We start from the raw sequence: 14,637 nt of genomic DNA, 5'->3' as shown, positions 1-14,637 counted from the left end.
TTCATAATTTCAGAAATCGCGTATTAGCTTGTTTTTCTGATTAGATAAAATTATCACCACAAGTTCAGGAGAGCCGTCTATATTTTGGTTCGGGAATGGGTTTTCCCGCAGCTTTTGCAGCTTCCAGCCATGCTGTTTTAGCAATCTGTACTTCCTGCAAAGCTGATTCTGGCGTTTCGCCAAAAGCGGAACAGTATTTTAAATCAGGAATATCGGCAATGTAGCCTTCATCTTGGTTGCTGTAAAAAATATTGATGTGATAGTCTTTCATGGTTCATCATCCTCTATTGTGAGAGCGTATTCCTCGATTATCGCTAAGAATTGACGGACTTGATAGGGTGTCACCTCGCCTTTCTTATTTTGAATATTAATGATTTCCGGCACTTCAGGATGATTGAATATGTGATGACTGCCACTGACTCTCGCCAGACTAAAGCCAAAGGCTTCAATCAGTGTCACCATTTCATTAAATTTGATGTTTTTTGACCCAGATAGCACCTTTTCTAAAATTTTACGTTTTTTCATCGCTTTAAAAAGTGAATTAATCCTATTCTTCGTATAAACCAGCTTCTTCAGTCATCTCGATTAGCTGATCTAATAGTTTACGGCGCTTTCTGTCGCGATGTTCTTTGTAAATGATTAAATCCTTAAATTGAATCCGCCGATGGGAACCTACTTTGATATAAGGAATTGCTCCTTCATCTAGCAACTTGACAAGAAATGGTCGCGATACATTTATGATATCAGCAGCTTGCTGCGTCGTCAGTTCGCGATTGTGACGCATTTCGGAAATATAACCCTCGTTTTCGCTGCTGTGAGAAATATTCATGAGTTGGTATTAATAACTTTACGCAATCTGCAATCGTTTCCCGAATGTCTTAGGTTCTGGTAGAGGTTTGCCATCTTCTTGATATAGCTCAATCAAGGTTTCTAACAATTCTTGTCCGTGTTTTGCTGCTTCCTCGTAAGTGTCTCCGTGAGTGCAAGGCTGCATGATATCGGTAAACTCAGGTAAGCTGACAACAAAAAGTCGATCTTCTTCTGACCACTGGATGATGAGACTGTAATGGCTATTCATTCTTCTATCTCCTTCAGCTTCTGCAAAGTTGACTAACTTCTCTAAATATAGTTTAGCATCATTTCCGTCTTTGCCAGCTATGATAATAGCTTGTACTAATTTGGGATGCTTCCGTTCGTTCCGTACCGTACAATAGATATGATACCGTAAACCAATGTAAAATGGAAGCAATACAACTGTCTTTATTCTCAAATAAGGAAGAGACAATTCCTGCAAAAAAGCCGAAGCAAGCAAAACTAGGGCGTTACGAACGCATCCAACGCGAACTAGAAGCAGACGAATCCGATCCTTATAAAATTTTTATTGATGTTGAATCTCAGTCAATCTCCGCCTCAGACTATAGATTTGTAGATCTTTTCTGTGGTGCTGGCGGAATGACACAAGGTTTATTGCAAGCAGGTTTTAGACCAGTAGCAAGCGTTGAAATTAATCCCATCGCCTCGGCAACTCATACAAAAAACTTTCCTGATTGTCATCACTTTTGCGACGATATCAAAAACTTAAATTCCCAAAAGTTGCTCGCTCAAATTGGTTCACCGGAAGTTCATCTTGTTGTAGGTGGGCCGCCGTGTCAAGGTTTCTCAGTTGCTGGAAAACGCGACCCCAACGACCCTCGAAACCGCCTGTTTAGAGAGTTTGTCCGCATCGTTTCGGAAATACGTCCCTGGTACGTTGTGATGGAAAATGTGCCGGGAATTCTGACGATACAGAAAGGGGCTGTCAGGCAAGCGATTTGCGAGGCGTTTGAGGAAATTGGCTATCCCCACGTTTCCGTTGCGGTGCTGGAATCAGCCGCCTATGGAGTTCCGCAAATCAGGCCGCGAGCTATTTTTATTGCTAACAGATTTGGGATGCCAAATCCCTATCCCAAGCCACAATTGTTGTCTGAACAATACACACCAATTGAGTCAGCAATTGATAATTTACCAGAGTATACTCGTATACCAGAAATTAATCACGAGTGGACTCGCCATTCTGCTGAGTATATGGAAAGACTTGCTAAAGTTCCGCCGGGAGGTTCTTTGTACGAGAGTTATGCAGATGCTTTCAAGCGACAGTATCCGGGGAAACCGAGCATGACTGTGAAAGAAAATCACGGCGGCACTCATATTCATCCTTATCTTAATCGCGTTATTTCTGCCCGCGAAATGGCTAGATTGCAAACTTTCCCGGATTCATTTATTTTTGAAGGCTCGATGAAAAAGGCAATGTGGCAAATTGGAAATGCCGTGCCGCCGCGCTTAGCAGAGTGTCTTGGCTTGGCACTTGTTCCCTACTTGACTGATATTGCTTTGAATAAACCTAGCAAACTTATTATTAACCGTCAGGAGCAGATTCAGCTAGTTTTTGATTGAGAGCATTTCTCCAAGTTTCAAAATCATACCAGCCACATCCGACGCAGCCTTCCTCAGCTTCAGCACCACGCTGATGTATGGAAGGCCAATCTTCGCCTCCTTTATACCAAAAGCTGATACCGAAAGGTTCTCCCCTTTTTCCTGTTTTGATGCAGCGTTCGCAACTTCGAGATTTTAGAAGATTGTGATTGCCTGACGTATCCTTCTTGAGCAACTGAAATTTTTTCTTTATTTCAGGTTCGCTCATAGATGTCAGGTGTGGTGGCTCATTTTCTCCCCAGCGTTCCATCGGGAATCTATGGTCAATTACTAATTCATGCGCTGCTCGTTTCCTCTGTTCGATTACATCTGTATAAGCTGAAACTTCGAGTATTCTTTGTACTAGAGAAGCGGGTATATTAGCAGCAGAATTTGCTGATTTTATCTCTCCTGTCCAGCGATCGCCCAAGCGTATTCCCTGACAAGTTGGACAGTACCTCTTTTCTCTTTCAATAACCAGACCGGGGCGCTTCCTGGTTCCGCGCTGCAATCCCTGAATCCCCCCGCCACCAGCATATTGACCTGACGCGATCTGTTTTCCTTCGCACTCCCGACAGTGCCATTGTTGGTCTGAGAGGAGATTCAAGACTTTTAATTGCGTTGAGTTTTGTTTGAATTGAGCTTTAATTGTGCTTGCTAAATCTTGATTGCTCACTCTATATTTTCGGCTTCTATTTCTAGTTTTTCGAGAAGATTGGAAACTGTTGTGCCTAAGCCGCTAGCCAGACTTACAATTGCAGTTATGGACGGATTTCTGACTCCGCGTTCTACTCCAGATATATAAGTGCGGTCTAAGTTAGCGCGCATTCCTAGTTCCTCTTGCGAAATTCCTAACACTGTCCTGCGTTGCCTGACGAGATGACCTAAAGCACGCAGAATCTTCTGTTTCGATCGACTCATCTGCCAATTCTCAGTCTCTGCGGACTATCCGTCTACGGACGATGTGTCACATTTCTGGGAAATTCGCCCCCGCCAACCCGACCTATCCCCAGTGCCACATAGCGGTACAATAGGACGATCGCATTCCCCAATTCCCAACCGTGATAGAGCGCTACACCTTGCCCGAAATGGGCAACATCTGGACTGAAACCGCCAAACTCAAAAGCTGGCTACAAGTAGAAATCGCTGTCTGCGAAGCTCAAGCCGAACTCGGCTACATCCCCGCCGCCGCAGTCGAAGAAATCAAAGCTAAGGCTAATTTTGACCCGAAACGAGTCCTCGAAATTGAAGCCGAAGTTCGCCACGACATGATCGCTTTCTTGACAAATGTCAACGAATATGTAGGCGATGCCGGCCGCTACATTCACCTCGGCTTAACCAGTTCCGATGTGCTCGATACGGCTTTGGCGCTGCAATTAGTCGCTAGCGTTGATATCTTGTTAGAACGTGTCGAAGAATTGAGTCAAGCTATTCGCTATCAGGCTCAACAGCATCGCAATACCGTGATGGTGGGCCGATCGCACGGAATTCACGCCGAACCCATCACCTTTGGCTTTAAACTAGCTGGATGGCTGGCGGAAGTGTTTCGCAGCCGTGAAAGATTGGTGAATTTGCGATCGTCGATCGCAGTCGGCAAAATCTCCGGCGCAGTCGGAACCTATGCTAATATTGACCCGCGAATTGAAGCGATCGCCTGCCAAAACCTCGGACTCGAGCCCGATTGTGCATCGACTCAAGTCATTTCGCGCGATCGACACGCCGAATACGTCCAAACCTTAGCACTGTTAGCAGCATCGATCGAGCGTTTTGCAGTCGAAATTCGCAACCTGCAACGCACCGACGTTCTCGAAGTCGAAGAATTCTTTTCCAAAGGGCAAAAAGGCTCATCTGCCATGCCCCACAAACGCAACCCAATTCGCTCCGAAAGACTCACGGGGATGGCGAGAATTGTCCGCGCCAACGCCGTCGCAGCCTTAGAAAACGTAGCGCTTTGGCACGAAAGAGACATCTCTCACAGTTCCGTAGAACGGATGATTTTGCCCGACAGTTCCACTGTTACTCACTTCATGTTAGTAGAAACCACAGACTTAGTAAAACACCTGCTAGTCTATCCCGAAAATATGAAGCGAAACATGAATCTTTACGGCGGAGTTATCTTCAGCCAGCGCGTGATGTTAGCTTTAGTAGAAAAAGGCACGAGTCGCGAAGACGCATACAAAATTGTGCAATCTTGTGCTCACGAAGCTTGGAACAAATCTGAAGGCAATTTCTACAATTTGATTGCTAAGGACGATCGGGTAACAGCTAAGATGACGACCAAAGAAATTGATGATTGTTTCGATCCGCAGTATCAATTGAGGCACTTAGATTTAGTGTATCAGCGCTTGGGAATTTGAGGAGAATTAACAATTAAAAATTACTCACAGACAGAGAAGAGATCGAGCGTTCTCGCGCTTGTCCCACAGTCCGCCGGGGGTTGAAACCCCCGTCTCATAGCTAAAGTCGGTTAAAACCGACTGAAATACTCATAAAATAAAAGTTTTAGAGAAATATTTCAGTCCTCTTCAGAGGACTTTAGCTATGAGACAGGGGTTTCAACCCTTGTCGGTATGGCGGGCTGGCAGACAAGACGAAAAACGCGAAAATCCCCGAAGATATGAATTGTGAAAACCCATATAAAACCTCAAATTAACAGATTTATGAAAATTAGTCGATTTGCAAAATATCTAATTATATTTATCCTTGTCTTACTATCTACAACCACACTGAATTATACAACATCTATTCGCGCCCAGGAGCCGCCACAAGTGCAAATTATCCAACCAGAACCAAACCCAGTAGTACCTGAAAGCATTTTCATGAGTCAACTGCCCAGTTGGGCGCGACTTGTTGACATCCGCACCGTAAATCGCAACATTCGCCTCGATATCCGCTACGCCACTGCGAACAATTTCTTGAAACGAAAGCTTTACTCTCAAGCAAAATGCGCTTTGAGAAGTTCTGTCGCTCAAAAATTAGCGCTAGTTCAAACAGATTTGGAAAAAATCGGATTGGGTTTGAAAGTTTACGATTGCTACAGGCCTTTCTATGTGACTGAGCAAATGTGGGAATTTTTGCCAGATCCGCGCTATGTTGCTAATCCTGCTAGGGGTTCGCGGCACAATCGCGGTGCGGCTGTGGATTTAACTTTAGTCGATCGCACTGGCAAAGAATTAGAAATGCCAACTCCTTATGACGATTTTACCGAAAAAGCTCACGCAGATTATCGAGGCGGCAGCGCGCAATCTCGGAAAAATCGTCAAGTGCTTAAGGATGCGATGAAAAAACACGGATTTATCGGTATAACAACTGAATGGTGGCACTTTGATTCAGAAGATTGGCAGAAGTTTGCGATTCTCGATATATCGCTTGGGGCGATTCCTTAATTATACTATAGAAGAAGGAAGAAGGAAGAAGGAAGAAGGAAGAAGGAAGAAGGAAGAAGGAAAATGCAGCCACGGCAAGGGTTTCACCGTTCAAAAATGTCTTAACCGTCTTGGCGGTTGCGATATTTATTAAAAGTCGCAGACTCTGGTAGGAAACGGCACTGCCGTGTCCCCACAGATGTCAGGGAAATTATCGCAATTTAACCGAAAATTCGTATTCGTATCCCCGGAAATTTGAGTCGAGTTGTAATGTGTAATTGCCTGTTACTGGCATTTTTCCACTCCACTCTGTTTCATTGGCTTGATAAGGAGCTCCTGCTAAAAGTTGGCCGCCAGGAGTTATAATTTGCGGGAAAACATCTTTCCGATTCCTAACAGTCATTGTTTGATTCTTGGCGGCCCGAATCCGGTAAGAGTGGCTGCCGCCGCCGATAATTCGACCTTTGACGATCGCCTCATCTCCTCCCGGCAGAAAATTAATCTGCTGGTTGACGTTAGAACAACTGCTTTCGGTGCGGTTTTTGGCAATCCAACCGGGAACTGGATCGGTAATTCGCAGCCAACCGTTTTGTTCTTCGGCGACTGAAACAAAGGTATTATTATTAAGGCTTCCTACTATTTTGCTGCCGCTTACTTGCGGGAGCGATCGCACATTTAGCGGTGGATTCGGATCGCTGACTACAGCCTGGGTGATTTTGCAACCCGAATTTGGCGGTGTGACAACTACTGGCCCAACTGTTTCCTGCGATACTCCTGCAACTAGCGAGGATTCAACTACCGGGGTTTTTGCAGGTTGGGATTTCGGAGATTCCGCAGCTTGAGTTTGTGCTTGCAGAGATTCTGGTTGCCGAGATTCGGGATTGTTCGTCGGCGCTGCAATCGGGTTTCTGGTGGATGCCGGGGATTGTGCAAGGGGGGGATTGGATTGTTCGAGCGCACCCGACTGTATAGTTGCAGCAGCCACTCCTACCGCTGTTGCCAGTCCTGCTAAGCTTACTGTGATGATTTGACCCTTCGTAAATGACATAAAAAACCCTCTCTGTATCTATACTGATAATTTTTGTTTGGGAGTTGGGGCGATCGCCAGTTAATTTATAGTGGAAATACCTAGTGCGGGCCACAGGTCAGGATTTTTAGATAAAATTTCAGATCCATAATTGTCGCAATAATTTGAGTCAATATATACTGGACGCCTATACTGATGGTAATCTTGCTCTGGGTTATTTGCGCGCAAATTTACGAAAGTAAGCGTTCAGCGCGAGGTACATAAAATGTCAAAATTGATTCCTCACAGATTACAACCGCCTCGCGATCGATTGTTGAAGGAGGTGAAGCAGGAAGTCCAAGCAGGGCGATCGCAGTCTTTGCACGCTGCTGTGCACGCTAACCTCAGTCAAGACTCGCCGCCAACGGGTGTTAACCGCTGTTGGGATGTGGAAGTGAAAGCCGGCAACCGTCCGAGTTTTCGGCTTCCTCCCAAAGCTAGCATTTCTCAAGTGTTCGATCGTACCAACGGCAAATTGGTAATTTTGGGAGCGACGGGTGCAGGCAAAACTACAACCCTGCTAGAATTAGCTCGGGTGTTAATTTCCCGCGCCCAAAAAGATGCTAGTTTGCCAGTACCGGTGCTGTTTGAACTCGGATCGTGGAAAGCAGAATCCGGGGCGATCGCAGATTGGTTAATTGCTCAACTTCACTTCAAATACGGCATCTCTCCTGCTGTCGGCAAAAAATGGCTTGCCGAGCAACAATTGCTGCCTCTCCTCGACGGCTTGGACGAAGTGGAAACCCACCGCCAAAATATCTGCATTCAAGCAATCAATCAGTTTGTGGAAAGCGAATTTAAACCAAAACATTTAGTAGCTTGCAGCAGTTTTGAAGCTTACAAAAACTGCCAGACTAGATTTCGCCTGCAAGCAGCGGTTTTATTGAAACCTCTGACAGAAACTCAAATTCAAAATTATTTGCTAGAAGCTAGAAGCCGCGAACTTTGGTACAGCATTGAGCGCGAACCGGAGTTGTTGAAATTAGCAAAAGTTCCCTTGCTTTTGAGCATGATGGCTCTGGCTTACGACGATATTTTAATCGAATCTTGGAAGCGCATAACTTCCGCAGAAGAACAGCGTAAATATCTGTTAACTGCCTACATCCGCCACCAAATGACCGGGGAAGTCAAGCAGTATCCCAGAAGCAAGGAACTGCGGCCCGAACAAATTCGCCACTGGCTGGGATGGTTGGCGAGAAGGATGGAACAGCAAGGAATTCAAGAATTTTACCTCGATCGCATACCGTCTAACTGGCTGCAAACAGACCAGGAACGGCGCAAGTATCAGTTTGGAGTTAAGCTGGTTGGCGGGCTGATTTGGGTGATTTTGGGATTAATTGCCACCCTAGTCTCCGGGTCGATTTGGGGATTGATTGCGGGTGCTGTTGCGGCGGTAATTAGTGCTTTTTTGCCGGGAATTCCGGGGATTGAAAGGTTTATATTGCACCTCGTGCTGTGGTCGAAGGGCTACATTCCTTGGGATTACAGGCGTTTTCTCGATGCTGCAAGCGATCGCCTGTTGCTGCAAAAAACGGGCGATCGGCGTTATCGATTTATTCACGATTTATTGCAAAAACATTTTGCGGAAATCTAAATGCCGGAACTTGACAAAAACAAATATAATGGATGTAACTGTGAAGGAGATTCTAATATTCGACAAGCAAAAGGAAACTCAATGACTGTAAAATTCATTCTGAGCGAATACGTTGACAAAGCAATGACAGAGGCTATGTATGACAAACTTGAAGATCATAGCTTTGTAGGTAAAATTCCAGTTTGCAAGGGAGTCATCGCCTTTGGTTCAACTTTAAAAGAGTGTCAAAATGAGTTGCGATCAACTTTGGAAGACTGGATTTTGCTAGGGTTGAAATTGCGACATCAAATGCCCGTCATTGACAATATTGATTTAAATCAGGAGCCTAGCCTTGAGCCGTTGGACACCTTGTAAGCGTCGAGAGTTCATCCAGAAATTACAACAGCTAGGCTTTTCGGGCCCTTTTTCTGGAAGTAAACACCAGTTTATGATTTATCAGGAGTATCGCTTAACGATTCCCTCTAATGAGGAGTATTCTGTCCCTCAGCTACGGATGATGATTCGGGAGGCGGAGGAGATTATAGAAAGGCAAATTACTCTTGAACAATGGAATAGCTTGTGAACTAACACACACTCATCCCAAAAAAGTTTATGGTATTTTTGCCATCTGAAATAGCTGTTGCGCTGTAAATTCTAATCCCTCAAAAAGTAGTGCATCTTTTAATAGGGTATCTCCCATATAAGTCTGCGGTGCTGCATCGGGGTAAAAAACTGTAAGACTTCTCGCCTTGCTATCTACTATCCAAACCCGCAATACCTTAGCATCTAAATAATCTCTCGCTTTAGCAGCTAACTGACCGAAAGTTTGTTCGGGTAAAATAATTTCTATGACTAATTCTGGGACTACAGGACAGGCTTCATCTTGATTCCACTCAGGAGATAAGCGTTCGTAAGAAACATATAAAAGATCGGGTACTGGCACCCAGTCTCGCCCCTGGCGGGTTAACTTTACCGCCCATTCTACACCAATTTCTCCCCGTTCGTCACCCCACTGTTCGAGGATTTTTATTAGGCTTCTGGTGAGGCGAGAATGAAATTTTTTAGGTGACATTTTCGGTACTGCTTGCTCGTCAATAAGTTCGTAGGTAATATCGCCTTCTCCTTCGCCAAGAGCGAGAAACTCTTCCAGAGTGAGTTGAGTTTTTGTCTGGATCATGGTGTTTTTCTGCTGTTAAAGGCATAGAATGCGACAAAAGCTTAGTATTCGTAGGGTGCGTCGCCATTTTTAATCTCTAAATTATATCGACTTTTCGAGTGGCGACGCACCTTACATATAGGTTTGTTTCCACGAGTCTTGCAAGCACAGGTGCGTCGCTGTTAGATTGTCGCTTTTTCTTGAGGATTGTCGATCGCGACACACCCTAAAGCTAAGGTTGCATGACTTAAATATTCATTGACCAAAATTAATGGGATACAAGCCCTGTTCTTCTAGGACGGCTTTCTGTTATAATGTGGTTGGTGAATACATCAGCCCCCTCTAGGCTCAAGACACGTTGAAACAGCTACGGTGAGAGCAGGCGTAGAGAAAGCTGAAAAGGCAATGGTAGGTAAAACATAAGTCCATCCTTGGAGGCAAAAGTAAAATTCATGGCTGATAAGTTTAGTTAGTCGCGGGAGGGCATTCCGAGACTTAAAACGGACGTGGAGAGCGTGTAAGACCTGGTTGCAGGCAGTGCTTATTGAAGCGTCAACCCCATTCAGAGTAGGCTCCTTTATGGTGTCGCTTGGTGAGGAATCATCCCACTTATAGGGCGGTGAGGATGTCAAATAATACAAATGTTATGATAAACATTGGCAAAACTCAGGTTTTAACTGTCAAATTTGCGATCGCATCCTCATCGACACCCCCGAAAGGTTAAGATTCTAATCTGACCCTCCTGCAATCATTGCTTCAACTCCTATGACGGAAACCTTATTGTTCAACGCCCTCCGCGAGGCGTTAGACGAAGAAATGGCCCGCGACTCCGCCGTATTCGTACTTGGCGAAGACGTAGGCCAATACGGCGGTTCCTACAAAGTCACCAAAGACCTCTACAACAAATACGGCGAACTGAGAGTGCTCGATACCCCGATCGCCGAAAATAGCTTTACAGGCATGGCAGTGGGCGCAGCAATGACGGGATTGCGCCCGATCATCGAAGGCATGAACATGGGCTTTTTGCTGCTGGCCTTCAACCAAATTTCCAACAACGCCGGAATGCTGCGCTACACCTCCGGCGGCAACTTCAAAATGCCAATGGTAATTCGCGGGCCAGGCGGCGTGGGCCGACAACTCGGCGCCGAACACTCCCAGCGGTTAGAAGCATATTTCCAAGCAGTACCGGGTTTGAAAATAGTCGCCTGTTCGACTCCCTACAACGCCAAAGGACTCTTAAAATCAGCCATCCGCGACGATAACCCGGTTCTGTTTTTCGAGCACGTCCTTCTTTACAACCTCAAAGAAAATTTGCCAGAAACAGAATATTTAGTGCCGCTGGATAAAGCTGAAATTGTGCGATCGGGCAAAGATGTCACCATCTTGACATATTCCAGAATGCGGCACCACGTCTTGCAAGCCGTCCCCGCCCTGGTAAAAGAAGGTTACGATCCAGAAGTAATCGACCTAATTTCTCTCAAACCCCTTGACATGGAGACAATTGGCGACTCAATTCGCAAAACCCACAAAGTAATTATTGTAGAGGAGTGCATGAAAACCGGAGGCATCGGTGCCGAATTAATTGCTTCGATTAGCGATCGATTTTTTGACGAACTCGACGCACCGGTTTTGCGCCTGTCTTCACAAGATATTCCCACACCATACAACGGTAATTTGGAAAGACTGACAATTGTCCAGCCCAACCAAATTGTCGAAGCAGTCCAAAAAATGGTAGCTTTGCGAGTATAAATAGTGATCGGTCATCAGTCATCAGTCATCAGTCATTAGTCATTAGTTATTAGTGTTTGGTTGTTCGCTAAGACTAACGATATCTGTCAGCAGGACATTGATGCTAAAACACTGAGGGACAGATTGATTATTTCTTTCACCTAACTACTGACCAATGACTACTGACTAATGACTACCGACCAATGACTAATGACTAATGACTAATGACTGATGACTGATGACTAATGACTAATAATTAAGTATGCAAAAACAACGTTCAATATTAGCCCTAATTTTTGTTTTAATCATCGCCGCCATTACTGTAATAGTAACAATTCCGACGCGGCTGGGATTAGACTTGCAAGGAGGGTCGCAACTCACAATTCAGATAAAAACTACCCCCACAATTCCCAAAATTGACCCGGGAATGTTAGAAGCAGTGCGGCGGATTGTCGAAAACCGGGTTAACGGTTTGGGCGTTTCCGAAGCATTAGTCCAAACTGTAGGAGAAGACCAAATTCTCGTGCAGTTGCCCGGAGTAAATGACCCACAGCAAGCAGAACGAGTTTTGGGTGGCACGGCAAAGCTAGAATTTCTGGAACAACTGCCCGGAACAGAAACACAATTAGCCATTGAAAGGCAGTTGCAGCAGGAATTGCTGGTCAAACAAACAGAATTGAAAACTAGCAACAATGAGGCGGCTATTAAAGAAAATCAGGCTGCTTTGAAAAGAAGCAATGAGGCGATCGCCAAACTATTCAAAAGCAGCGGACTCGGTGGCGAAAACCTCAAAGACGCTCAACCTCAACCCTTGGCCTCTGGGAACAACTGGAACGTTGCTCTCGTTTTCGATACCAAAGGAGGCGAACTATTTGCCCAACTCACTAAAAATTTAGCCGGCACCGGACGCAGTATCGGTATTTTCCTAGACGAAAGAATGATCAGTTCTCCAGTCGTCGGCGTTGAATTTGCCCAAACAGGAATTACTGGTGGGAGTGCCGTAATTCAAGGCAACTTTGCAACGCAAGAAGCCAACGATTTGGCAGTGCAATTACGGGGCGGCGCTTTGCCGGTGCCGGTCGAAATTATTGAGAACCGCACCGTCGGCGCTAGCTTGGGTAGAGACAGCATTCAAAGCAGTATTAACGCAGGTATCGGCGGCTTAATTCTCGTCTTGATCTTCATGATTGCCTACTATCGACTCCCCGGCGTAATTGCCAATATTGCTCTGTTAATTTATGCTCTGTTAACTTGGGCAGCTTTCGTGCTTTTGGGAGTGACATTAACGCTGCCGGGAATTGCGGGTTTTGTGCTCAGCATCGGGATGGCCGTGGATGCTAATGTGCTGATTTTTGAGCGCACGCGGGAAGAGTTGCGGGCGGGGAAATCGCTTTACCGATCGGTAGAATCGGGTTTTTACCGAGCTTTTTCCAGCATTTTAGACGGCAACGTCACCACAGTTATTGCTTGTGCTGCTTTGTTCTGGTTGGGGGCTGGTTTAGTTAAAGGGTTTGCTGTAACTCTGGCATTGGGGGTGGGAGTGAGTATGTTTACTGCGCTCACTTGCAGCCGTACTCTACTTTTAGTAGTGTTGGGCTTTCCGGCGCTGCGAAAACCTCAGTGGTTTTGTCCCGGTTTGTCTAAAACTGCTAATAGTTAACAGTTGACAGTTGACAGTTGACAGTTGACAGTTGGCTGTTGACTGTTAACTTCTTCTTTCCTTCCTTCTTTCATCCGTTACATCTTTTACACTGCTTCGTTGCCGAACTTTCCTCTTCCTTCAAATTATGAAATTCAGTGTTATCAAACAGCGATCGCTCTGGTGGAGTATTTCCGCCGCTATAATCCTTGCAGGTATAGTGTCGATGGCGATTTCTTGGACTCGTCCCGACATCCGCGCACCGCTGCGCCCAAGTTTAGATTTTATCGGCGGCACTCGGCTGCAATTTGAACTCGACTGCACGAAACCGGAAAATTGTAAACCGATCGATCTTGCTGCTGTCCGCGAAGTCCTGGACGCCCAAGGTTTGGCAGGCAGCAGCATTCAAGTTATCGGCCAAGAACAGCGCGGTTTGTCGCTGCGAACAAAAACTTTGGATGTCGAACAGCGCACTAAGTTGCAAACAGCATTGAGCGATAAAATAGGCGCTTTTGCTCCCCAATCTATTCAAATTGATACGGTTGGGCCTACCCTCGGTAAACAATTATTTACTTCTGGTTTGCTGGCTTTGTTGCTTTCTTTTGCGGGCATTACTGTTTATCTAACATTCCGCTTTCAGTTAGATTATGCCTTTTTTGCTTTCGTTGCTCTATTCCACGACGTGTTGGTTACTCTTGGTGTTTTCTCGTTTTTGGGTTTAGTTCAAGGAGTGGAAGTTGACAGCTTATTTGTGGTCGCTCTCTTGACAATTATCGGTTTTTCTGTTAACGATACAGTGGTAATTTACGATCGCGTGCGAGAAGTAATCAAGCTGAATCCGGGACAGTCGATCGATCAAATTGTCGATGATGCGGTCATGCAGACCCTGGGAAGGTCAATTAACACAACGTTTACCACGCTGCTGACATTGTTTTCAATCTTTTTGTTTGGCGGCGAAACTCTCAAATACTTTGCTTTAGCATTGATTGTCGGTTTTATTGCTGGTGCGTATTCGAGTATTTTCATTGCCAGCACGCTGCTAGCTTGGTGGCGCAGTCGCACGGGCAACTCCATCCCCGTCCCCGTAGAAGCCATCAACCCGTCAGACGAAGTTTAGTTGACAGTTGACAGTTGACAGTTGACAGTTGACAGTTGACAGTTGACAGTTGACAGTTAACTACTGACTACTGCCTACTGACTCTAATGACTAATGACTAATAACTAATGACTAATAACTAATGACTAATGACTAATGAAAGCGATCAAAATTTGCAAATCGAAGTCCAAAGGCTTCACAAACTAACAGTTTACGGTCGCTGGTTAACTGTGATATTGCTGTGGATTAGCGTCGGTTCTTTGAGTATTTGGGGTTTGCGCGACGAAATCGCTTTGTGGTTAGAAAACTTCACTTGGGCTGCGGTGCGCTACGGTTTATCTTTTCACCGCTGGCCGACTCTCGGTTTGGGTTTGTGCTTGGGGATGACTTTAGCAGTGCTAACTTGGCAAAGTCGCAATAGATTGCGAGGATTGCCCCTGCGGGAAAAACAGGGTTTGGAACAACAAGTGCGCCGCATTCGCCAGCGGGGGCCGAGTCATCCTTTGTGGAAGTGGGTTTGCCGATTTTGATCGGAATTTACCAACAAAGGCATCTATCTAGAA

General features: G+C 45.5%; 18 protein-coding genes. 10 read left to right on the top strand and 8 right to left on the bottom strand.

Translation table 11 applies throughout. The annotated features are described in order from the left end of the window. Positions 1–64: 64 nt before the first annotated feature. From QUB70_RS22685 to QUB70_RS32750, 4 genes are all read right to left on the bottom strand, one after another. Positions 65–271, bottom strand: coding sequence for a type II toxin-antitoxin system HicB family antitoxin (locus QUB70_RS22685; protein WP_332983585.1), 207 nt, complete (start codon positions 269–271; stop codon positions 65–67). After that, positions 268–462 carry a type II toxin-antitoxin system HicA family toxin gene (locus QUB70_RS22680; protein ID WP_332983584.1) on the bottom strand — a complete coding sequence of 65 codons (195 nt, stop codon included), beginning with the start codon at positions 460–462 and terminating at the stop codon, positions 268–270. Before QUB70_RS22680 ends, QUB70_RS22685 begins: the two co-directional genes overlap by 4 nt. An 85-nt stretch (positions 463–547) precedes the next feature. Then, positions 548–829 (bottom strand): excisionase family DNA-binding protein, encoded by a 282-nt coding sequence (locus tag QUB70_RS22675; RefSeq protein ID WP_332983583.1) that lies wholly within the window; start codon positions 827–829, stop codon positions 548–550. An 18-nt stretch (positions 830–847) separates the two neighbouring features. Further along, positions 848–1,249: a type II toxin-antitoxin system HicB family antitoxin gene (locus tag QUB70_RS32750; protein ID WP_442927810.1), complete on the bottom strand. Its 402-nt coding sequence runs from the start codon at positions 1,247–1,249 to the stop codon at positions 848–850. On the opposite strand from QUB70_RS32750, the gene QUB70_RS22665 reads away from it, so the two are divergent. Then, positions 1,240–2,433 (top strand): DNA cytosine methyltransferase, encoded by a 1,194-nt coding sequence (locus tag QUB70_RS22665; protein ID WP_332983582.1) that lies wholly within the window; start codon positions 1,240–1,242, stop codon positions 2,431–2,433. The two genes, QUB70_RS32750 and QUB70_RS22665, sit on opposite strands and share 10 nt — an antisense overlap. Here QUB70_RS22665 and QUB70_RS22660 read toward each other — a convergent pair. Then, positions 2,396–3,127 carry a restriction endonuclease gene (locus QUB70_RS22660; protein WP_332983581.1) on the bottom strand — a complete coding sequence of 244 codons (732 nt, stop codon included), beginning with the start codon at positions 3,125–3,127 and terminating at the stop codon, positions 2,396–2,398. The two genes, QUB70_RS22665 and QUB70_RS22660, sit on opposite strands and share 38 nt — an antisense overlap. Then, on the bottom strand, positions 3,124–3,372 hold the full coding sequence (locus QUB70_RS22655; RefSeq protein WP_332983580.1) for a helix-turn-helix domain-containing protein: 249 nt from the start codon (positions 3,370–3,372) through the stop codon (positions 3,124–3,126). The genes QUB70_RS22660 and QUB70_RS22655 overlap by 4 nt, the downstream gene beginning before the upstream one ends. Positions 3,373–3,512: 140 nt before the next feature. Here QUB70_RS22655 and purB point away from each other — a divergent pair, with 140 nt between their 5' ends. The 3 genes from purB to QUB70_RS22640 all read left to right on the top strand — a co-directional run bounded on the left by purB (position 3,513) and on the right by QUB70_RS22640 (position 5,970). After that, entirely contained in the window at positions 3,513–4,808 is a 1,296-nt protein-coding gene (gene purB / locus QUB70_RS22650) for an adenylosuccinate lyase (RefSeq protein ID WP_332983579.1), read from the top strand. Positions 4,809–5,111: 303 nt separating this feature from the next. Further along, positions 5,112–5,837, top strand: a complete 726-nt coding sequence (locus tag QUB70_RS22645) for a M15 family metallopeptidase (protein WP_332983578.1) — start codon at positions 5,112–5,114, stop codon at positions 5,835–5,837. Then, positions 5,821–5,970 carry a hypothetical protein gene (locus QUB70_RS22640; protein ID WP_332983577.1) on the top strand — a complete coding sequence of 50 codons (150 nt, stop codon included), beginning with the start codon at positions 5,821–5,823 and terminating at the stop codon, positions 5,968–5,970. The genes QUB70_RS22645 and QUB70_RS22640 overlap by 17 nt, the downstream gene beginning before the upstream one ends. A 57-nt stretch (positions 5,971–6,027) precedes the next feature. Here the strand turns inward: QUB70_RS22640 and QUB70_RS22635 are convergent, their stop codons facing one another. Then, positions 6,028–6,864 carry an SH3 domain-containing protein gene (locus QUB70_RS22635; protein WP_332983576.1) on the bottom strand — a complete coding sequence of 279 codons (837 nt, stop codon included), beginning with the start codon at positions 6,862–6,864 and terminating at the stop codon, positions 6,028–6,030. Positions 6,865–7,108: 244 nt separating this feature from the next. Between QUB70_RS22635 and QUB70_RS22630 the strand changes: the two genes are divergently transcribed. Continuing rightward, positions 7,109–8,476, top strand: coding sequence for an NACHT domain-containing protein (locus QUB70_RS22630; protein ID WP_332983575.1), 1,368 nt, complete (start codon positions 7,109–7,111; stop codon positions 8,474–8,476). Then, positions 8,477–8,830, top strand: coding sequence for a hypothetical protein (locus QUB70_RS22625; protein WP_332983574.1), 354 nt, complete (start codon positions 8,477–8,479; stop codon positions 8,828–8,830). A 235-nt stretch (positions 8,831–9,065) separates the two neighbouring features. Here the strand turns inward: QUB70_RS22625 and QUB70_RS22620 are convergent, their stop codons facing one another. After that, positions 9,066–9,632 (bottom strand): Uma2 family endonuclease, encoded by a 567-nt coding sequence (locus tag QUB70_RS22620; RefSeq protein WP_332983573.1) that lies wholly within the window; start codon positions 9,630–9,632, stop codon positions 9,066–9,068. Between the two features lie 744 nt (positions 9,633–10,376). Here QUB70_RS22620 and QUB70_RS22615 point away from each other — a divergent pair. The 4 genes from QUB70_RS22615 (at position 10,377) to QUB70_RS22600 (ending at position 14,604) form a co-directional block, all read left to right on the top strand. Continuing rightward, positions 10,377–11,360, top strand: coding sequence for an alpha-ketoacid dehydrogenase subunit beta (locus QUB70_RS22615; RefSeq protein WP_332983572.1), 984 nt, complete (start codon positions 10,377–10,379; stop codon positions 11,358–11,360). 241 nt (positions 11,361–11,601) lie between these two features. Next, on the top strand, positions 11,602–12,999 hold the full coding sequence (secD, locus tag QUB70_RS22610; protein ID WP_332983570.1) for a protein translocase subunit SecD: 1,398 nt from the start codon (positions 11,602–11,604) through the stop codon (positions 12,997–12,999). Between the two features lie 127 nt (positions 13,000–13,126). Then, positions 13,127–14,095, top strand: coding sequence for a protein translocase subunit SecF (gene secF / locus QUB70_RS22605; RefSeq protein WP_332983569.1), 969 nt, complete (start codon positions 13,127–13,129; stop codon positions 14,093–14,095). Positions 14,096–14,223: 128 nt separating this feature from the next. Further along, positions 14,224–14,604: a hypothetical protein gene (locus tag QUB70_RS22600; protein ID WP_332983568.1), complete on the top strand. Its 381-nt coding sequence runs from the start codon at positions 14,224–14,226 to the stop codon at positions 14,602–14,604. Positions 14,605–14,637 lie beyond the last annotated feature (33 nt).

Origin of the sequence: Microcoleus sp. A003_D6 (genome assembly GCF_036702825.1) — a bacterium.
In the GTDB taxonomy this organism is placed as follows: Bacteria; Cyanobacteriota; Cyanobacteriia; order Cyanobacteriales; family Microcoleaceae; genus Microcoleus.
This window is presented reverse-complemented; position numbering and strand designations above follow the sequence as displayed.